We start from the raw sequence: 22096 nt of genomic DNA, 5'->3' as shown, positions 1-22096 counted from the left end.
TTTGCAGTATTATGGCAAATGAAGATCAATTTAAAAAAGTAATCTCTCACGCAAAGGAGTATGGTTACGTTTTCCAAAGTAGTGAAATCTACGATGGACTTAGCGCAGTTTATGATTATGCTCAAAACGGAGCAGAATTAAAGAAGAACATTAGAGACTATTGGTGGAAAGCCATGGTACAAATGCACGACAATATTGTGGGCATTGATGCCTCTATATTTATGCATCCAACCACTTGGAAAGCTTCAGGCCACGTCGATGCTTTTAACGATCCTTTAATTGATAATAAGGATTCAAAAAAACGTTATAGAGCAGATGTATTGGTAGAAGATTATTGTGCCAAAATTGAGTCTAAAATTGAAAAGGAAATCAAAAAAGCACAAAAACGCTTTGGTGATGCTTTTAATAAAGATGAATTTGTGTCTACAAATCCTCGCGTTTTAGGTTATCAAGAACAAATTAATACCATTTTAAAACGTTTAGGACAGTCTTTAGAAAAAGAAGACTTAGCTGATGTTAGAGCTCTAATTGAAGGATTAGAAATTGCCTGTCCGTTGAGTGGAAGTAGAGAGTGGACAGAAGTAAAACAATTTAACCTTATGTTTGGTACTAAGCTTGGTGCTTCTGCTGAACATGCTATGGATTTATATTTACGTCCAGAAACGGCTCAAGGGATATTTGTGAATTTCTTAAACGTTCAGAAAACAGGACGTATGAAGATTCCATTTGGAATTGCACAAACAGGAAAAGCGTTTAGAAACGAAATTGTTGCAAGACAATTTATTTTTAGAATGCGTGAGTTTGAACAAATGGAAATGCAGTTCTTCATTAAACCAGGTACACAAATGGATTGGTTTAAGCATTGGAAAGAAGAACGTATGAAATGGCATCTATCTCTTGGAATGGGAGAAGATAATTACCGTTTCCACGATCACGAAAAATTAGCACACTATGCAGATGCTGCTACAGATATCGAATTTAAATTCCCATTCGGATTTAAAGAATTGGAAGGAATTCATTCGCGTACAGATTTCGATTTAAAACAACACGAAGAGTTTTCAGGAAAAAAATTACAATACTTTGATCATGAAGACAACGCGAGTTATACACCTTATGTTTTAGAAACGTCTATTGGTTTAGATCGTATGTTCTTAGCGGTTTTTGCAAATTCTTTGGTTGAAGAAGAATTAGATAACAATACAACCAGAACGGTTTTAAAATTACCTGCAGTTTTAGCACCAACAAAAGCAGCGATTTTACCATTAGTTAAAAAAGATGGACTTCCAGAAATTGCACAACAGATTGTTGACGATTTAAAATGGGATTTCAACGTCACTTACGATGAGAAAGATGCAGTAGGTAGACGTTATAGAAGACAAGATGCTAATGGAACACCATTCTGTATTACTGTAGATCACGATACTTTAGAAGATAACACAGTAACGATTCGTCATAGAGATACTATGGAGCAGAAACGTGTAAAGATTGAAGATTTAAGAGATATTATTAAAGCTGAGGTCGATGTAAAGCATTGGCTTAAGAAAATGCAGTAAATAAGTTCCTTTGGAAAAGGGAATCTAACGAGTATAAAAAACACCCAAGCTTTTAGTTTGGGTGTTTTTGTTTATAAGGATGGCATTTTTTCTAAAAACGAGAATTGAAAATAACGTCTAATTGTAAGGTGACTTGGCTTATCAATTAATGGCTATGGCCACCTTCACTTTCATTGAGCAACATACCAATACCTTTTATTAAAATTTGTTTGTTTTTAAAGTCGTCTGCATTTAAAATTTCAACAGCATCTTCAGTTTGTTTGCCAACTTCTAATTTTACTTTTTCAAGATGAAATACATCGTTTTCATCATTCTCTAAAGCTAAAGCATAAGTGCCATCCTCTAAACCGACTATCGCTTCTTGTGGTAAACCCATCTGTTTTGAGCTTTCCGTAATTATTTCAGCCTCTACAAACATACCTACAATAAATTGACCTTCTTCATTATTAACATGTCCGTGAACTTGTACACGTCGGCTTGCAGCGTCAATTGTTGTACCTATTAAGTGAACATCAGCTTCGAAAGTTTCCTCTGAAGCTTCTGGGATTTTAAAGAGAATTTTTTGACCTTTTTTAATGTTCATGATATCTTTTTCGAACACAGACAATTCTAAATGAATATGATGTGTATCTACAATTTCTAAGATGATATCACTAGAGGATACATAAGATCCATTACTCACATTTACTTTAGTCACAAAACCATCGATAGGCGCATAAAGATTTACACTTGAAGAAATAGTACCTCCTTCTACACGGGCTGGACTAATATTAAGCATTTGGAGTTTTTTACGTAAACCATTAAAGCGAGCGAGATTACTCTTATAATCGCTTTCTGCTTTTAAATAGTTTTTTTGGGATGTGATTTGCTCATCGTATAAAGTTTTCTGACGTTCGAATTCAGATTTTAGATAGCTTAATTGCTCCGCTACTTCAAGATAATTTTGTTGAATCTCTACATATTCAGGATTTTGAAGTGTGACCAAAAGCTGCCCTTTTTTAACCTCACTTCCAACCAATAGTGGGGTTTGAGTTATATAACCACCAATAAATGGAGAAATCGTCGATTTGTTCTGTGGTGGCACGTCTATCATGCCATTTACTTTTATAGATTGGTTAAAATCGAATTTAGAAACAGTACCAAATGCCATGTTCTCACTTTCAAATTGCGCTTTAGTGATGGTGATATGATCGTGATCAACCTCGGTTGTTGTAACGTCCGTTTCATTGGTCTTCTCGTTTGCACAGGCTATAAAAAGCATTGCGAATATTATGATATATAGATTTTTCATCTTTAAAATATATTTAAAATAAGGTGATTAATATTGATAACGGTTTGGTTGTAAGCATTTAGATTATCCAAATAAGACAATTCAATGTCTTTAGCTGTTTCCAAACTTTGGATGTATTGAAAAAAGTCAATTTCACCTTCCTTAAAGGTTCTGTTGCCTGTTTTAATAATTTCATCTTTTAGTCGTTTGCCTTGACTTTCATAATAACTTATAGCTTCTTCGTACTTGTTCAGTGTTGTAAGCAGTGATTGATATTCAGCATTTAACTGCACTTTATAATCATTTTGCTGTTCTGAAATGACCTCTTTAGCGATTCTTGAAGCTTTTATTTTTGAAGAATTTCCAAAGAACAATAAAGGAATTTTTAATCCAATTTGATAGCCTTTAATATTGGTATTCAGCTGGTCATTTTTGCCTTGAAAATATTCGAAACTTAAGTCTGGTAGTAGTTGCTGTTTTTCCATTTTATGAACAGCATTTTGATAATTTTTAGCATTTTCAAAATAGTGTAAACCGGCATTCTCTTGCATAGACGGGCTATGTAATTCTAATTGTTCTAATTCCTGTTCAATAATTTCTAGAGTATCCACTTGGACAATAGCTTTTAAGCGTTCTTTAGCGTAGGCTACATCTTGCAACGCTTGTTTGTAAAGCGTCTGTAGTTGCTGTTGTTTAGACTCTGCTGTGATGGTTTCTAAGTAATTTGTCTCACCTAGTTCAAAACGTCTTGCTGCTTTAGTGGCAAAGTCTTGGTATAAACTGTCCAAAAAGCGATACGTTTCCGCTTTGTTTTTTTCATAACGCAATTGGTAATAATTAGAATATACCGACTTTTTAAGTTGTTGAAACTTTAGGTCATATTTAGATTCTTCAACTAGTACCTGTGCTTTGTTAAGTTTTTTATCAGCAAAATACCGGGTTGGAAATTTGAAATCTTGGGTAATACCAAATACTTTTAAAACTTCGTTATTAACCTGCATATTACTTTCGTCGTAGTTGTAATACACTTCGGTTTTGTCAAAACTAAATGCCGATCCAACCAAAGCGTCACTCTGCTCAATTTGTAGATTCGAGGCTTTTAATCCGGCATTATTTTCAATGGCTAAATCTAAGGTTTGTTCAACGGTTAGTGGAGATTGCGCATTCCCATTCCACATAAATAAAAAGCCAAGTATAGTTGTGATTACTGTTATATTAATTTTCATTTCTTTTTTCTTTTGAAACCAAGCGTATAACACGGGTAGAACTACTAAGGTTAAAATCGTAGCCGTAAATAAACCGCCAATAACAACCGTTGCTAAAGGGCGTTGTACTTCGGCACCAGCATTGGTAGATATGGCCATAGGTAAGAATCCTAGAGCTGCAGCCGAAGCTGTTAGTAAAACGGGGCGTAAACGCTCAGTCGTGCCTCGCTTAATTAGATCTTCAATGGTATCGAAATTTTCTTCCTCTTTTAAAGCTTTAAAATGTTCGATTAATACAATTCCATTAAGTACAGCAATACCAAAAAGAGCAATAAAACCTACTCCCGCTGAAATACTAAAAGGTAAATCTCGTAGCCATAGTAATAAGACGCCACCAACTGCGGCGAGCGGAATTGCCGAATACACAATTAAGGCTTCTTTCACAGAGCCAAAAGCAAAATAAAGCAACACAAAAATTAAGGCTAATGCAATTGGAACAACAATTAGTAATCTGTTTTTAGCACTTTCTAAATTTTCAAATTGACCGCCATAGGTGATGGTGTAGCCAATAGGTAAATTCAGCTTGTCATCAAGAATAGTTTTTACATCATCTACTACGGATTCTAAATCTCGATTTCTAACGTTGATACCGACTACGATACGTCTCTTGGTATCATCTCTTGAAATTTGAGCAGGTCCTTCGGTATAGCTGATGTCGGCTAATTCGCTAAGTGGAATTTTATGCCCATTAGGAACATCGACATATAAATTTTGAAGACTGGATAAGTTCTTTCTACTTCCTTCATCTAATCTTACAACCAAATCAAACTGCTTTTCACCTTCAAATACATTTCCAACGGTTTCTCCAGCGAATCCCATCGTAATTAATCTATTTACATCGGCAATGTTTAAACCATAACGGGCAATTTTATTCCGATTATAATTCACACTCATTTGAGGTAGACCTTCAACCTTTTCAACAATTATATCTGAGGCACCGTCAATATTTTCAACTAATGATTTAACTTCATCTGCTTTGCGTGCCAATACGGATAAATCTTCACCAAATATCTTAATGGCCACATCGGCTCTAACACCAGTAATTAATTCATTAAATCGCATCTCAATCGGTTGCGTAAATTCTACGTCCATTCCTGGGATTATGGCTAAGGCTTCCTTAAACTTTTCAGCTAATTCGTCTTTACTTTCTGCAGAAACCCATTCATCTTTAGGTTTGAGTTTAATAATAACATCACTCTCTTCCATAGACATAGGGTCTGTAGGTACTTCCGCCGCTCCAATTCGCGTAACCACTTGATCTACTTCAGGAAATTTATCAAGTAATATTTGCTCGATTTTTGTGGTGATTTCTATGGTTTTACTCAAAGACGTTCCTGTTTTAAGTACGGGCTGAATTACAAAATCACCTTCGTCTAAAGTTGGAACAAATTCGCCTCCCATTCGGGTAAAAATTAAAACACTCGCTGCTAATAATATAGATGAAAGAATAATTACAGATTTTTTGTGTGCTAAGGACCAATTGATAATAGGCTGATACCTTCTGCTTACAAAACTCATTATTCTTACTGAAATATTTTTTGGCGAAGGTTTAGTTGGTTTTAAAAATAAGGAAGCTACAACAGGAACATAGGTTAAGCATAATAACATAGCACCTATTAAAGCAAAACTGAAGGTTAATGCCATTGGTCTAAACATTTTACCTTCAACACCACTTAAGGCTAAAATTGGGATGAATACAATTAGAATGATTAATTGCCCGAAAATGGCAGAATTCATCATTTTTGAAGCACTTTTTAGTGTAATTGAATCAATTTCTGATTGTTTTTCTGTTTTACTGAGAGCTTTTAACTTATCACTTTGAGAAATAATCCGGAATGCAATAAATTCTACAATAATCACAGCGCCATCAATGATAATCCCGAAATCAATGGCGCCAAGACTCATTAAGTTGGCATCGACACCAAAGACGTTCATCATGGAAATAGCAAACAATAAACTAAGTGGAATCACTGAAGCGACCACCAAGCCAGACCTGAGGTTTCCTAATAATAAAACCACTACAAAAATTACAATTAGTGACCCAAGGATTAAGTTTTCAGAAACCGTATAAGTTGTTTTATCGATAAGTTCTGTTCGCTCGAGGAATCCATTGATATACACACCTTCTGGTAAGGATTTTTCAATGGAGGCAACACGTTCATTTACGGCATCGATAATGGCTTTGGAATTACCATCTTTAATCATCATAATTTGCCCTAAAACTTTTTCACCTTCACCATTTCCTGTAATGGCTCCAAAACGCGTAGCACTACCAAAACCAACTTTAGCAACATCTTTAATATAAATAGGTGTGGAGGTGTTTTTTACTACAATATTTTCAATATCCTCTAAAGTTTTCACCAAACCTTCACCTCTAATAAAGAAGGCCTCGTTGTTTTTTTCAATATAACCACCACCTGCAACACTATTGTTTTTTTCTAAAGCCTCGTATATCTCAGAAATTGAAATATTCATAGCATTTAGTTGTTGTGGCTTAATGGCGACTTCATATTGTTTTAAAAATCCTCCCCAAGTATTCACTTCAACAACACCAGGAATTCCTGAAAGTTGTCTTTTCACAACCCAATCTTGGATAGTTCGCAAATCTGTAATGGAATAGCGATCTTCATAACCGGGTTTTACATCTAAAATGTATTGGTAGATTTCACCCAAGCCTGTAGTAATTGGTCCCATTTCCGGACTTCCGAAGCCTTCTGGGATTTTCTCTGAGGCTGACTTAATTTTTTCGGCAATAAGTTGCCTTGGTAAATAAGTACCCATTTTATCCTCAAAAACAATGGTCACCACAGAAAGGCCAAACTTAGATACAGAGCGAATTTCTTCTACTCCAGGTAGGTTTGCCATTTCCAATTCTACAGGATAGGTAATGAATTGTTCGACATCCTGAGTGGATAAATTTCGAGAAGTAGTAATAACCTGAACTTGGTTATTCGTAATGTCTGGTACAGCACCAATGGGAATTTGAGTTAAGGATAAAATTCCAAAACCTATTATAAAGGCGGTAAACAGAAATATAATCAGCTTGTTTTTTAAGCTGAATTTGATAATGCTTTCTAACATAATTCAAAAATTAGGAAATAATATTGGCCTGATTAAATAGAACCAGGAGTATAGTCTAAAGTGAATTATGCGTGTTTTGGTGGTTGAAAAATAGAAGGTTTCTCAAAATTAGTATGAGAATCAGTGTAGAAAAAATTGAATGGAATGCTTATAAATTCGTGATGTAAGAATTCAAAAGAAATTATAGGATTTATAAAAGCTGTGCTGATATGAGAACATAGTTGATGGGCATCTTTAAAAGGTAAATCTTGGTGCTCATCATGATCAGTTTTATGCTCGACTTCCGCATCACCATAATGCTCTGCTATAAATTCGAAAAAACTGTCACCATACATTTCCTTATGATACTCGGCATGTTCCAATAATATGCCGAACTTAGAAAGGTCCTCTAAGCCGATATTGAAACTTTGTATAAGTATCAAAAATGAATATGATAAAGCTAATAGTTTTCTCATAATTTGCTACGAATATACAAATTTTAGAAAGTACTAAATGTGATAAATGTCACATAGCTTAAAAATAGGCTTTTAGTTGAATAGTTCCGGTATGAATGGTTTTAGAAGTTTCTGTTTTTCGTCCAAAATAATTCAAATTCAGGTCTAAATATTTAGTCAACTTCTTTTGCGCTAATAAACTCCAAGTAAAGTTTTTTCCTGGTTGCAAACCTTCGAGCATTTGATAAGCTACAGGTGAATTAGCATTGCCTTCAAATTCATTTTGAAAAATATTGAACTCGCCTGTCAATGCTACCTTTTGAGTATTATTATAAGTGAAGGATAAGCCGTAATTATTCTGAACTAAAGATTCTAAGCTTCCAATTGAATTGTCCTTTGAAGTGTATTGATAAAACACATCGAACTGTGCACTTTCGTTAAATAGATAGGATAATTTAGGCTGAAATCGAGCTTCGTTAATATTGAAATTTCGGTTAGAAAAATTTTCACTTAGACTTTCGTTGACTCCAAAACTAGTAAGAGCATTTGCTAACCAATTCACTGCAAATTTATGCGTGAAGTTCAATTGATGATTGGTTAATTTATTTTCTTGAAATCCAATAGACAATAAATTCCGACTCGTATTAGTAAGGAAAGTATAAGAGGTTGTATATCGTTGTTTTCCACGATTAAAAAACAATACATTCCGAACACTATTATTTAAGGCTAGCTGATTGTCTTCATCCTCTTTAAATGGGTTGAGGTTGAAATTATTTCCTTCACGTTTTATTTTTCTATCGATTAAATATGACAACTGATTGTAAAAATGTGAAAAGAATTTCTCGGTTTTATTTTCTGAAGTACTCCATTGTTGCGGATTGAATGTTAGGGTCTGACTTAATCGGTTTTGATGCGTTCGTATAAAAATTTGATTAGGTAAAAGCACTCTAATATAACTGCCTTGATCAGCAAATTGCGCAACTTCAAATTCGTTTAATTCTTGAATTCCATTGTCGTTATAATCTATCCAAGTATATGCACCTTGCCCAGCTTCAACCTCTACATAGGTAAAATCTTGCTGTGGTAAGGTTCCTGAGTTGGTCTCAAAACTCGTGTTCCAAATAATCAGATTGTTGAATAATTTTTGACTGTAGTGTAATCGACTGTTTAAACTCTGTTCGTCTTCAATGGTGTTGTCTTCTGATTTTAAATCTCTATAATTTACGAAAAGTTGAAGGTTAGTATTTTTATTTTGAATTAATCGTGACTTTAAATAATAGGTGTTTGAATTATTGACGCGGGCTAATGAGTTGTTTCGTAAACTATCATTAAAACGTTTTATATAACCTACTTCAGCAAAAACTTTAGTGCTATCTCCAATACCTACAAAAGCTTCGTAAGCCTTGAATTTTTGACTTAAAGGCGTAAGTGAATCCGTTGAAATCACGCGTTGTTCGTTGTCTTCAGTAGAAAATTTCACACCTGTCCATTTGTTGTTTTTACCATAAACTATGCGATTAAATGAACGTAAAAACGTAGAGCGATTAATAGAACTTTCATTATTTAACAGACTTGAATTTGAAAATATTCTGAAATCACCTAGACGCAGGTTGGTCATTACATGATGACGGTTACCGTTAAATTGCTCTGAATAGTTTAAATGCTCAAAATTGTAGGTGGCATAGCCCTTTTTGGAATGTGATAGTCGAAGTCCTGAATTGATCAACAACTGGTTGGCTCTATTAATATTTTCGGGTTGATTTTCAGTGGTGTCCAAATTCCAATCTCGATTGAATTCAGCGCGATACAAGCGTTGAATGGTATTAAAGTTCTTTTGAATAAAATCCGTATCCACTGAAGCTGATAAATTCCAAAGACTGTCGGATTGAATGATGTTTTGATTTAAAGTTAATTTACCGGCATAGCCATCATTATTCTCATCATCTAAAGTTGAAAATAAATTACTGTCCTTTTTGCTACCTGCTAATTCAAAAAAGACATCTGTTCTTTCAGAAGGTTTATAGGCGCCATTAATCACTGCAATTTGTAATCGTTCAGGCGCAACGAGTTGAATAATGGGGTCATAATTACCTTGTGGAACTCCTGATATTGGTGCAACGTATTCAAAAATATTACTGATGGCATTTGAATTGCTCAACACATAATTTCCTTGATTTGCACCGACCAAGGAGAACTTAACACTGTATAATTCGTCTTGTGGATTATTTGAAAACACAAAGATCTCTTCAGTTCCAATAAATTCCTTTTTGTATAAAATTCGGTTTTCAGAATAGGATTGTGCTGTTGCAGAAGGCGCCACCATCAAATCCCGATTATCACCTGCATCAGCTAGAATCTGCGTTTGTTCAGTGGATAGGTTTTGTTGTAAGGGTTGATTTTTTGCATCAGATTCAGAATATATTGAAATATTCATTTTTAGTTTTTCGGTATCATATTGCGCGCCTCCAAAAACGGTAAATCTTGAATATTTCCGTTCACTAAATTGGTAATCGACGGTGATTCGCATTTCAGAAGTGATAGGAAATGTGGAATTGAATATAATTTCACCTGCATTATAATCTATAATATAATCATTGTTTTCACCACGTGTTAAAGGCACGCCGTTGACATATACCGTTTCACTACCAGAAACCACAAGAACATACAATTCATTATTCTGGCCACGTAACTTATAAGGTCCTTGATTTCCTTCTTGTGCTGTAAATTGAGTGGTTGTAAATTGTCCGCGAACCAAAGCACCTGAAGCAAATGCCGAGGTTTTTTCGCTCAAATTAGCATTCACTAATAAGCCTTGCACACGTTTAGAAAAGTTGGCAAAATAGCTGTTGTTATTTACCAAGTCTATATCGCCAGCTCGTATATTCCAATCGTCACTAAACAATTCAATAAAAACTTGGTCAAATTCATCTAATCGTTGAGAGTAACCACTTTCTTGCAAGGGAATATTCGCGTCTTGTATGGAGGCTCGTAAAGATACTTTATCACTCAGTTTTCCTGATATCTGTAAATCCAGTTCGCTATTTAAAACGGAGTTTTGATTATTTCCAATAGTGACACCTCGAGAAATACTTCCAGAGGTCGTTAAACCATCAAAAGGCGTATAGTTTATTTTCGACGTCGTATTTTGAAGTTGATAAAAGCGCTGAAACTCCGAGGAGCGCTCAATAATTACATCATCGTCTAACTGTTTGTAAACCTTGGTTAAAAAGTTGGGATAGCGTAGGTATTCAACTTGAATGGTGTCTAGATTAATTGGTTGCTTGAAATGTAAAATGGCCTTGGCAAAATCTACTGAATATAAAGTGGAATCTATGATGGTATTCTCTATCGACTTAATTAGAAATCGCGAAGGATTAATACTCACCGAATCAATCCGAATGGAATCTTTAACCGCAACTTTTTTTATTCTAAAATTACTATTCTGTTCTTGAGAAAAACCCAAAAATGATAATAGAAAAAATAGAAAAAGGACTGCGTTTTTCATGTAGAATAATAACTGCGGAAAGCTCTAAATATTTTATGCTTAAGTACGACGAGATATATTCGTTAAATCATACTTAAATTAATAGTGTAAAAGTAGGGTATTATTTATTTTCGCTAAAACACAAGAATTCAAATATGAAAATTGCATCATATAACGTAAACGGCATCAGAGCCGCTATAAATAAAGGTTTTATTGATTGGTTAAAAGCAACAGCTCCAGACGTTATTTGTCTACAAGAAATAAAAGCTATGGAAGATCAGCTCGATCTTGATTTGTTTAAAGAAGCTGGATATCACTATAATTATTGGTTTAGCGCTCAGAAAAAAGGCTATAGTGGTGTCGCTATTTTATGTAAAAAAGAACCTAATCATGTTGAATATGGTACAGGAATAGAATCCATGGATTTTGAAGGACGAAATCTTAGAGTTGATTATGATGAGGTTTCTATAATGAGTATGTATTTACCTTCAGGAACTAACGATGCGCGTTTATCACATAAATTTGAATATATGAATCTCATTTATGAGTATTTAAATGAGCTTCGATCAGAATTTCCAAATCTTGTGGTTTGTGGCGATTATAATATTTGTCATGAAGAAATTGATATTCACAATCCAAAAATGAAAGGTGTTTCTGGATTTTTACCAGAAGAACGTGAGTGGCTTGGAGAGTTTATTGATAGTGGATTTGTTGATAGTTTCAGACATCTGCATCCAGAACGTCAAGAATTTTCATGGTGGAGCTACAGAGCGAATTCTAGAGCCAATAATAAAGGTTGGCGTTTAGATTATGCAATGGTGAGTGAACCTTTACAAGAAAAAATCAAACGCAGCGTTATACTCACTGAAGCCGTTCATAGTGACCACTGTCCAATTTTATTGGAATTGGATATTTAATTGAAACTTAACCCGAAACTGAATTATAAACAAGAACATCTTATTAATTAGATCATGATAAAAAGAATTTCATTATTAGTATTGACTATCACATTATTCACCTCCTGTGTTTCCAAAAAGCTTTACACAGAAATGGAGGATAAATACGCAAATGCAAAAAAAGAAAATCGAAACTTATCTGAAGAAGTAGATGAATTGTATAAGCGAAATTCTTCCCTGAGTAATAATTTAGATCGTTTGCAGTCGTCTTATGATTCGGCTATTGCAGAGCGAGATAAGCTACAGTCCGATTATGCAGCGGCTAAAACAAATCTTGAAAACTTAAAGGCGTCTTATAATGCTTTAGAAGAAAATAGTTCGGCGGCAATTGCAAAAAACTCACAGAAGAATAGAGAACTTTTAGCGCAATTAGAAGCTAAAGAACAAGCATTAGCGACAGAAAACGAACGTTTAAAAACTTTGAAACAAGAATTAGAAAGTCGCTCCCAACGAGTTGCTGAACTAGAAAATGTAATTGCTTCTAAAGATGCTGAGATGAACAAGCTTAAAGACGCAATCTCTAAAGCATTAACTAATTTTGAAGGCAAAGGACTTACGGTTGAACAGCGCAATGGAAAAGTTTATATTTCTATGGAGAACAAATTGTTGTTCGAATCTGGAAGTTGGTATGTGGGAACTCAGGGAAAACAAGCTGTAAAGCAATTGGGAAGTGTTTTAGCTGAAAACCCAGAAATATCTGTTTTAATTGAAGGACACACTGATAATGTGCCATATAATGGAAATGCACAATTAAGTGGGAACTGGGATTTATCTGCAAAACGCGCGACATCTATCGTGAACATTTTAAGAGAAAATGCAGCTATTAATCCAGAAAACTTAACAGCAGCCGGAAGAGGAGAGTATGCGCCAATTGCTACTAATGATACTGCTGAAGGTAGAGCTAAAAACAGAAGAATTGAAGTGATTTTAACGCCTAAGTTAGATGAGATTTCAAGATTATTGAATGAGATTTAACAAATTCCTGTGAAGGCAGGAATCTTGTAAATAGAATTTAGACCTCAAAATTTATTATAACCTTTGAGGTCTTCTTATTTTTGCATGTATCAACTATTACTTTGAGCTTAGTCGAGAAGTCTCTAAAATTAAGTTTAATTAAAAGGGATTCCTGTGTTCGCAGGAACTAAAGATGAAATACACAACATTACCGAATACAGATATAAAAGTTAGTAAATTATGCCTTGGTACCATGACTTGGGGAAATCAAAACACCCAAGATGAAGGTTTCACTCAAATGGATTTAGCCTTAGATAGTGGCATCAATTTCTTCGATTGTGCTGAGCTCTATCCTGTTCCTGCGGAAGAAAAAACCTATGCGGAAACAGAACGTATTATAGGAAATTGGTTTGAGAAAACTGGGCAAAGAGATAAAGTTGTATTAGCAACAAAAATTGCGGGTACGGGAGATTATACAGCTCATATCAGAACGAATGGTTTTAGTAAAGAAGCATTGAACGATGCTGTAAACCATAGTTTAAAACGATTAAAAACGGATTATATAGATTTGTATCAACTCCATTGGCCGGAACGTACAACTAATACTTTTGGGATACGAGATTATTCGATTGATGAAAATGACCAATGGGAGGACAATTTTAATGATATCCTTCACAGCTTAGACGGCATTATAAAATCAGGAAAAATTAGACACGTTGGAATTTCTAATGAAAAAGCTTGGGGAACCATGCGCTATTTAGAGGAACACGAGAAGCATAACTTACCTCGAATGATTACCATTCAAAATGCCTATTCCTTATTAAATAGATTATTTGAAGGTGATTTAGCTGAAGTGGCGCACAGGGAAAATATTGGTTTATTGGCGTACTCGCCAATGGCATTTGGAGTTTTGTCTGGGAAATATCTCAAAGGAACCGCAAATGATAGATCACGACTAAATTTATTTAATAGATATACGCGTTACAGTAGTCCACAGTCTACAGAAGCTACGAAGCGTTATATGAAAATTGCAGAAGTGAATAATTTGAGTTTTGCTCAAATGGCCTTGGCATTTGTAACACAAAGACCTTTTGTGACAAGTACAATCATTGGTGCTACAGCTATTGATCAATTAAAGGAAAATATAGATAGTACTAATGTCTCCTTATCGGATGAAGTTCTTAAAGCTATCAATGAAGTTCATGCTGAGATCCCAAATCCAGCACCGTAAATAAAAAGCATTCTTTTAAAGGAGTGCTTTTATTGTTCTATAGCTTAATCTGACGATTGATCTGTTCTTGTAATGAGATAAAAGTTTCGGTTCTTGAAACTCCTTTTATGCTTTGTATTTCAGAATTCAAAACATGCATCAAATGCTCATTGTCCTTACATAGAATCTTGATAAAAATAGACCAATTCCCTGTGGTGTAATGACATTCTATCACTTCGGGAATCTTTTGTAATTGTTTTACAGCTTCAGGATTACTCATGGCTTTGTCTAAATAAATACCAACAAATGCCATTGTTGTATAGCCTAAGGCTTTTGGATTGAGGATAAATTTAGAACCTGCTAAAAGACCAGATTTTTCCAGTTTTTTCAATCGTTGATGTATAGCGGCTCCAGAAATTCCAACATTACGAGCTATTTCTAGAATTGGCGTTCTAGCGTCTTCCATAAGAGCGCGTAAAATTTTCTTATCAATTCCGTCAATGTGAATACCGTTGTCCTTAACTTTCATAATTAATCTATTAGATTGAAAGTTAAAGATAAAAAAAGCGTTTCAATTTGAAACGCTTTATAATATTTATCTAATTATTAACTGGTCTATATACTTAATGGATTATAACCTAAGTATGGGACTTCGTATTCCTTGAAGATTACATCATGAGATTCTAACTCTTTCAAAATAGGTGTGTATACTTCTTTTGTAATTGGAATTTGAACACCAGGCGTTTTTATTTTACCATTTAAAATAGCTAAGGTCGCAATAGCAACTGGTAATCCTACTGTTTTAGACATAGCAGTGTAAGTTTGATCCTTACCAAGAGTTACCATCGTGGCGTCGATTTGATGTTTTTTGCCATCAAGTTCATAGCCGAATTTATGATACATCACAATCATGTCTTTATCTTCTTGATCTAATGTCCAACTGTCCATAAGAATCTTCTGAAGAATTTGAGCTGGAGTTGCTTTATCTAACTCCACCATTTTATCATCGTTGAAAATATCAAGCTCTACAAATTTTTCCCAAACCATGTCGTCTTGGTCAATTTTTAAAGCATGTCTAAATTTTAATTCAACAGAATCTGTTGGACTATAAGGTAGAAACGCATTAACAAAATCACGATAACTCATGTTTTTACTATCGTCAATAGTGTAGCTGTCGTCTGTCATTCCTAATTGAACAAAAGCATTCCAAGCTCTACTAAAGCCTACACGTCTAATTGTGCCGCGATATAAAGTTTTAACATTGTCTAAGCCGTACACTTCTTGATATTTCAAGGAATCCCTGTTGGCATAACCTTCAAAACGACCAAAACCTTCCACATCTAAAAATTCAGTTCGTCTAAATAAACGGTTATATGGAATGTACTTAAATTGATTTTCTTGTAAGAATTTTGCAGCACCGCCTTGTCCAGCAACAACTACGTTTCTTGGGTTCCACGTAAATTTATAGTTCCAAAGATTATTGTCGCTTTCAGGAGCTACTAAACCACCGGTAAAGGATTCAAACAAAATCATTTTACCTCCTTTATCTCTAATGCGATCAATGACGTGCATTGCACTCATGTGGTCTATACCAGGATCCACACCGATTTCATTCATAAAGATGAGGTTGTTGGCTTTTGCATCCTCGTCTAAAGCTTGCATTTCTGGGCTCACATAGGAAGCTGTGACCATATTCTTTTTATAGGTAATACAATCTTTAGCAACTTCTATATGAAAACGTGCTGGTAGCATCGAGATAACGATATCTGCCTGTTTTATAGCAGCCACTCTAGATTCAGCATTAAATACATCTAAGTGTATTACATCTGTATTAGGATGATTGCCAGTGAGTTTTTTAGCATTGTCTACATTAAGATCACCGATAGTGATTTTTAGATTTTCAGTTTGAGATTTTTCGAGTAGGTATTTTATAAGATATGATGAGGATTTGCCTGCACCAATAATTAAAATGTTTCGCATAATTGGGTTTATATGACTAATTTTGTAAGCCACGAATGTAACAAATAGAATAGGCAATTAAAACCTAAACGGTAATTTTTATTATGAACAAGACACTATTAACCACTGGAGCAATATTAGGTATTCTTGGAATTATTTTAGGTGCTTTTGCTGCGCATGGTTTGGAGAAAATGGTTGATGCTGATGCGATTAAGACTTTTGAAACGGGCGTGAGATATCAAATATACCATGCGTTTTTTCTTCTTATTGTAAGTCGTTTGACTTTTCTGAATTCTAAATTGAAAAAAGTAATATTCTATTTGGTGCTCATAGGTGCCATTTTCTTCTCTGGCTCTATTTATGGATTAGCTACAAACACATTGTCAAGCTTTGATTTTAAGACTATTGCAATGATTACGCCCTTAGGTGGACTACTTCTAATCGGGGGTTGGACGGTTTTATTAGTTGGTATTATAAGAGCTAAAGTTGAATAATGTTAATCTTAAGCGTTTTATTGAAATAAAATTATAATTTTGCAATCTAAAATAACACAACAATTATGGTAAACCATACACAATCAACGAAATCGATTTCGTTAGATCAATACGGCATTAAAAATGCTAAAGTCAAGTATCAATTATCTTCAGATGAGCTTCATGCTGAAACTATTGCTAAAGGCCAAGGTGTAGAATCATCATTAGGAGCAATAGCTGTTAATACAGGTGAGTTTACTGGGCGTTCGCCATTAGATAGATTCATAGTAAAGGATGATGTCACTAAAGATAGAGTTTGGTGGGGAGATATCAACATTCCTTTTGATAGCGATAAATTTCAAAAGCTTTACGATAAGGTTGTTGATTATTTATCTGAAAAGGATGTATATGTGCGTGATAGCTACGCCTGTGCAGATGAGAACTATAAGCTTAATATTAGGGTAATCACTGAATATCCTTGGAGTAATATGTTTGCTCACAATATGTTCTTACGTCCTACAGAGGAAGAGTTAAAAGATTTTACACCAGAATGGACTGTTGTTAACGCTCCAGGCTTTATGGCAGATCCTGAAGCCGATGGAACACGTCAGCATAATTTCGCTATTTTAGATTTTACTAGAAAGATAGCTCTAATTGGTGGTACTGGTTATACAGGTGAAATTAAGAAAGGTATTTTCTCTGCGCTTAACTTTATTCTTCCTGTATTTAAGGAGACTTTACCAATGCACTGTAGTGCAAACGTTGGAAAAGAAGGAGATACGTCTATTTTCTTCGGATTATCTGGAACTGGTAAGACAACCTTATCTACAGATCCAAATCGTAGCTTAATTGGAGACGATGAGCACGGTTGGACTAAAGAAAATACAGTTTTCAATTTTGAAGGTGGATGTTATGCTAAGGTGATTAATTTATCGCAAGAGCAAGAGCCAGAAATATATGGTGCCATTAAAAAAGGAGCAATCTTAGAAAATGTGATTTTGGATGAGCAAGGCAACGTTGATTTTGCTGACACTTCTATTACACAAAACACGAGAGTAAGTTACCCTATTTATCATATAGATAATGTTAGAAAACCTTCAGTAGGAGCCAATCCAAAGAATATCTTTTTCTTAACGGCAGATGCGTTTGGAGTATTGCCTCCAATATCTAAGTTAACACCAAGCCAAGCAGCATATCACTTTATTTCAGGTTATACAGCTAAAGTAGCTGGTACAGAAGCAGGAGTTGTAGAGCCAGTGCCAAGTTTTTCAGCTTGTTTTGGAGCGCCATTTATGCCATTACACCCAACGGAATATGGAGATATGTTAAGTAAAAAGATGTTAGATGCAGGTGTTAATGTTTGGTTAGTGAATACTGGCTGGACAGGTGGTCCTTACGGTGTAGGAACACGTATGAAATTAAAATACACGCGTGCTATGATTAATGCAGCATTAAATGGTGAATTAGGTGACTATACTTATGAGAATTATCATATTCATTCAGTATTTGGAGTAGCGCAACCAAGAACTTGTCCTGGAGTGCCAACTGAAGTATTAAGCCCAAGAGCTACATGGAAAGATGACAAAGCATATTATACTATGGCATTTAAATTAGCAAATGCTTTTAGAGAGAATTTTAAAAAGTACGAATCTAATGCGTCTGAAGAAGTTAGACGTGGTGGACCGCAGCGTTATATGTTTTAGTACTTAGTTATATATAAATAAAAAAGGGATTCTAAATTTAGAATCCCTTTTTTTTATCTTATTGTTGAAACTATTTGCCTTTATTTACAGAATCAATATATTTCTGTAAAGCCATAGTCATTGAAGGTGTTTCAGGAGTTGGTGCAGAAATGTCTACACGTAATCCTTTTTCCTTTACAGCCTTAACTGTTGTGTTTCCAAAGACAGCTATACGTGTGTTATTTTGTTGGAAATCTGGAAAATTATGGAACAATGATTCTATTCCAGAAGGACTGAAGAATACTAATATATCATAATACACATCTGCCAAATCAGATAAATCACTAATTACAGTTTTGTAAAATGTGGCTTGTTTCCAATTAACTCCTAATTCATTTAATAAAGTTGGAATTTCTGGTTTTACCTTATCTGTAGTTGGAAGTAAAAAGGCTTCGTCCTTATACTTCTTAATCAAAGGCATTAAGTCTTCAAATGTTCGTTTACCAACATAAATTTTTCGTTTTCTATAAACTACATATTTCTGTAAGTAATACGCAACTGCTTCAGACTGGCAAAAGTACTTCATAGAATCAGGTACTTTAAAACGCATCTCATCTGCAACTCTAAAGAAGTGATCTACTGAATTTCTACTAGTAAGAATGATTGCTGTATATTTACTAAGATCCACTTTTTGTTGCCTTATATCCTTAGCTGATACACCTTCAACATGAATGAAGGGTCTAAAGTCCACTTTTACTTTTTGTTTTTCTTGTAAATCAAAGTATGGAGAGTTCTCTATTTTAGGCTCTGGTTGCGATACTAAAATCGTTTTAACTTTCATAGGTAAACCTGGTGTTTTAAACGTTATATTCTCTAATTACCTTATACAAAAGAATATAAGGTCCGATTTCGAGAGCGCAAAGATACAAAATAAAATAGAAAAAGTTAGGGTTTATTGATTTTTGATAAGATTTATATGATATTAAAAATCCTACAAAGTTTATGATACAAACCATTGTAAACGCTATGATGAGTACAATTTCTGCCGAATATTTGGTATATAATAAAAACAAATTTGCCATAAAAAAGAGCAAACCAGAATAGTTTTTAAATGTGGTTTTTTGAAATAAATAATCATCAATCATGCTATCTATTTCAAAAAGGCTTCCTATGAGGCGTTCTAGTAAGGTTTTAATTATAATTATGGTTGAAACTGCAAATAATAACTTTAAGAAACTAACGAGTTCAAAATTTAATGGTGAGACAAATGTAGAATAAGCGAAATATGTAAAAATACTGAGTGAGACACTGAGGTTTATGAATAAGACGCTGTCAAATTGATCGATAAATTTTTGATCTTTAGAGTAAATCTTAAGGTAGCGCGAATTACCGATTACGTAGATAAAATCGTTAAATCTAAGTGTGTTTAAAAACTTAGCCACAACAACGGAAAATAACCCTATCATTGTGAATATAGTGAACCACTCGTGTGTAATATAATTTCGCATATGCTGCTAAATTATGAAGAATATTAAGCTAATACCAATTAAATATTAAAATGGCTTAAAATAAAATTTTCATATAAGCAATGAACAAAAATCTTATCTATCAAAAACGTTAATTCCGCCCTATAATCCATTAAAAACTTTACTTTTGTTGAAATTCTAATAGCTACTCAAAAGAGTATTTAAAAATGAGTTTATGTCTGACGCTATTGTCATTATTCCAACATACAATGAGATAGAAAATATCGAAGCCATAATAAGAGCTGTGTTTTCTCAGCCAAAAAGGTTTCATGTTCTTATTGTAGATGATAATTCACCAGACTCTACTAGTAAAGCTGTTAAAATTTTACAAGAGGAATTTAAAGACCAGCTACATTTATTAGAACGAAGAGAAAAGAGTGGCTTGGGTACGGCTTATATAGCTGGATTTGAATGGGCATTAGAAAAATCTTATAACTACATCTTTGAAATGGATGCCGATTTTTCGCATAACCCTGACGACTTAATAAAGCTGTACGATGCTTGTGCAACAGGCGGAGGAGATATTGCGGTAGGTTCTAGATATGTAAAGGGAATTACTGTTGTGAATTGGCCATTGTCACGTATTCTCTTATCTTATGGGGCATCTCGATACGTAAGACTAATAACACGGATGAAAGTTAAAGACTCCACGGCAGGTTTCGTTTGTTATAAAAGAGAAGTTCTAGAAGCAATTAACCTTAAAAAAGTAAAATTTGTTGGTTATGCTTTTCAAATTGAAATGAAATTTAAAGCCCATAAAAAAGGGTTTAAAATAGTTGAAATACCGGTTATATTTAAAGATAGAACCAAAGGAAAATCAAAAATGAGCGGAAGTATTATTTCTGAAGCTATTTTTGGAGTGATTAGTTTAAAGTTAAAAAGTTTATTTGCTAATTAATAAAAGATGATACGAAATACCCTCATAAAAAATGCAAGAATAGTCAACGAAGGAAAAATCTTTGAAGGTGATATTCTTATTGAAGATGATATTATAAAAGAAATTGAAACTTCTATAAGTGTTAAATCTGCTGATATTTTAGTTGTCGATGTAGAGGGGAATTATGTGTTTCCTGGAATGATTGACGATCAAGTGCATTTTAGAGAGCCTGGTTTAACACATAAAGCAAACATTGAAACCGAATCAAAAGCGGCTATAGCTGGTGGTATTACATCATTTATAGAAATGCCAAATACAAATCCACAAACAACGACCATAGAAAAATTAGAAGAAAAATTTGCTATTGCGGCCGAATCATCTTACGCTAATTACTCATTTATGTTTGGAGGAACAAACGATAATTTAGACGAGATATTAAAAGTAGATACAAAAACAGTGGCAGGTTTGAAGCTGTTTTTAGGATCTTCAACAGGAAACATGTTGGTAGATAATCCTGAGGTATTGGAGAAGATATTTACAAGTACAAAAATGTTGATTTCAGTACATTGTGAGGACGAGGATACAATAAAAGCAAATTTAGATAAATACATTGCGGAGTATGGTGATGATATTCCAATGGAGTTGCATCCTAAAATCCGAAGTGAAGAAGCCTGTTATTTATCGTCTTCAAAAGCCATAGAATTAGCAAAGAAGACAGGAGCAAGGTTGCATATTTTTCACGTATCTACCGGAAAGGAAACCAATTTGTTTTCAAATAAAATTCCTTTAAAAGATAAAAAGATTACAGCAGAAGTTTGTGTACATCATTTATGGTTCTCAGATGAGGATTATGCGAGAAAGGGAAGTCATATTAAATGGAATCCAGCGGTGAAAACATCTAATGATAGAGATCAACTATGGAAAGCTTTGCTAGATGATAGAATTGATGTGATAGCAACAGACCATGCGCCTCATACCTTAGAGGAAAAAAACAACCCTTATACAAGTGCTCCGTCTGGAGGGCCATTAGTACAGCATGCTTTAGTTTCGTTAATGGAAGCTCATCATCAAGGTAAAATTTCTGTAGAGAAAATCGTTGAGAAAGCGTGTCATAACCCAGCCATTCTTTTTGAAGTTGAAAAACGAGGTTTCATAAGAGAAGGATATTATGCAGATTTAGTTATTGTAGACCCACAGAGTCCTTGGACAGTTAATAAAAGTAATATTTTATACAAATGTGGTTGGTCTCCTTTTGAAGGTAATACATTTAAAAGTCGAATTACACATACCTTTGTTAATGGAAAACTAGCCTATAATAACTTTAAAGTTTTAGATGTTAAAGCAGGAAAACGACTAACTTTTAATAGATAAG

Annotated in this window: 16 protein-coding genes; 8 read left to right on the top strand and 8 right to left on the bottom strand. The window is 34.2% G+C overall.

From position 1 onward, the window contains the following. Positions 1–11: 11 nt before the first annotated feature. Positions 12–1553: a glycine--tRNA ligase gene (locus DFQ11_RS02230; RefSeq protein WP_110473980.1), complete on the top strand. Its 1542-nt coding sequence runs from the start codon at positions 12–14 to the stop codon at positions 1551–1553. 145 nt (positions 1554–1698) lie between these two features. Here DFQ11_RS02230 and DFQ11_RS02225 read toward each other — a convergent pair whose 3' ends face one another. The 4 genes from DFQ11_RS02225 to DFQ11_RS02210 form a co-directional block, all read right to left on the bottom strand. Further along, positions 1699–2844: an efflux RND transporter periplasmic adaptor subunit gene (locus DFQ11_RS02225; RefSeq protein ID WP_110473979.1), complete on the bottom strand. Its 1146-nt coding sequence runs from the start codon at positions 2842–2844 to the stop codon at positions 1699–1701. Positions 2845–2846: 2 nt separating this feature from the next. Then, a complete protein-coding gene (locus DFQ11_RS02220; protein WP_110473978.1) occupies positions 2847–7169 on the bottom strand; it encodes a CusA/CzcA family heavy metal efflux RND transporter in 4323 nt (1440 codons plus the stop codon). A 65-nt stretch (positions 7170–7234) separates the two neighbouring features. After that, complete coding sequence (locus tag DFQ11_RS02215) at positions 7235–7624, bottom strand: hypothetical protein (RefSeq protein ID WP_110473977.1); 390 nt, start codon at positions 7622–7624, stop codon at positions 7235–7237. Positions 7625–7682: 58 nt separating this feature from the next. Beyond that, positions 7683–11108: a hypothetical protein gene (locus DFQ11_RS02210; protein ID WP_110473976.1), complete on the bottom strand. Its 3426-nt coding sequence runs from the start codon at positions 11106–11108 to the stop codon at positions 7683–7685. Positions 11109–11242: 134 nt separating this feature from the next. Here DFQ11_RS02210 and DFQ11_RS02205 point away from each other — a divergent pair, with 134 nt between their 5' ends. The 3 genes from DFQ11_RS02205 (at position 11243) to DFQ11_RS02195 (ending at position 14228) form a co-directional block, all read left to right on the top strand. Beyond that, positions 11243–12004: an exodeoxyribonuclease III gene (locus DFQ11_RS02205; RefSeq protein ID WP_110473975.1), complete on the top strand. Its 762-nt coding sequence runs from the start codon at positions 11243–11245 to the stop codon at positions 12002–12004. A gap of 54 nt (positions 12005–12058) precedes the next feature. Then, positions 12059–13018: an OmpA/MotB family protein gene (locus tag DFQ11_RS02200; RefSeq protein ID WP_110473974.1), complete on the top strand. Its 960-nt coding sequence runs from the start codon at positions 12059–12061 to the stop codon at positions 13016–13018. A gap of 172 nt (positions 13019–13190) precedes the next feature. Further along, positions 13191–14228 (top strand): aldo/keto reductase, encoded by a 1038-nt coding sequence (locus DFQ11_RS02195; protein WP_110473973.1) that lies wholly within the window; start codon positions 13191–13193, stop codon positions 14226–14228. Between the two features lie 37 nt (positions 14229–14265). Here the strand turns inward: DFQ11_RS02195 and DFQ11_RS02190 are convergent, their stop codons facing one another. Beyond that, the gene (locus DFQ11_RS02190; protein ID WP_110473972.1) at positions 14266–14736 is read right to left on the bottom strand and encodes an Lrp/AsnC ligand binding domain-containing protein; all 471 of its coding nucleotides are present in this window, start codon (positions 14734–14736) and stop codon (positions 14266–14268) included. An 86-nt stretch (positions 14737–14822) separates the two neighbouring features. Further along, the gene (locus DFQ11_RS02185) at positions 14823–16187 is read right to left on the bottom strand and encodes a saccharopine dehydrogenase family protein (protein WP_110473971.1); all 1365 of its coding nucleotides are present in this window, start codon (positions 16185–16187) and stop codon (positions 14823–14825) included. Positions 16188–16270: 83 nt separating this feature from the next. Between DFQ11_RS02185 and DFQ11_RS02180 the strand changes: the two genes are divergently transcribed. Continuing rightward, positions 16271–16660, top strand: a complete 390-nt coding sequence (locus DFQ11_RS02180; protein ID WP_110473970.1) for a DUF423 domain-containing protein — start codon at positions 16271–16273, stop codon at positions 16658–16660. 65 nt (positions 16661–16725) lie between these two features. Next, entirely contained in the window at positions 16726–18342 is a 1617-nt protein-coding gene (gene pckA, locus DFQ11_RS02175) for a phosphoenolpyruvate carboxykinase (ATP) (protein WP_110473969.1), read from the top strand. A 70-nt stretch (positions 18343–18412) separates the two neighbouring features. Here pckA and DFQ11_RS02170 read toward each other — a convergent pair whose 3' ends face one another. Both DFQ11_RS02170 and DFQ11_RS02165 read right to left on the bottom strand, forming a co-directional pair. After that, positions 18413–19162, bottom strand: coding sequence for a uroporphyrinogen-III synthase (locus tag DFQ11_RS02170; RefSeq protein ID WP_110473968.1), 750 nt, complete (start codon positions 19160–19162; stop codon positions 18413–18415). Between the two features lie 16 nt (positions 19163–19178). Next, positions 19179–19787, bottom strand: coding sequence for a DUF4271 domain-containing protein (locus DFQ11_RS02165; protein WP_229791225.1), 609 nt, complete (start codon positions 19785–19787; stop codon positions 19179–19181). A gap of 235 nt (positions 19788–20022) precedes the next feature. Here DFQ11_RS02165 and DFQ11_RS02160 point away from each other — a divergent pair, with 235 nt between their 5' ends. Further along, on the top strand, positions 20023–20745 hold the full coding sequence (locus DFQ11_RS02160; RefSeq protein ID WP_110473966.1) for a polyprenol monophosphomannose synthase: 723 nt from the start codon (positions 20023–20025) through the stop codon (positions 20743–20745). Positions 20746–20754: 9 nt separating this feature from the next. After that, complete coding sequence (locus DFQ11_RS02155) at positions 20755–22095, top strand: dihydroorotase (RefSeq protein WP_110474803.1); 1341 nt, start codon at positions 20755–20757, stop codon at positions 22093–22095. Position 22096 lies beyond the last annotated feature (1 nt).

Origin of the sequence: Winogradskyella epiphytica (genome assembly GCF_003217215.1) — a bacterium.
Taxonomy (GTDB): Bacteria; Bacteroidota; Bacteroidia; order Flavobacteriales; family Flavobacteriaceae; genus Winogradskyella; species Winogradskyella epiphytica.
Note: the sequence above shows the minus strand (reverse complement) of the source record. Positions and strands in the feature narration are given on the sequence as shown.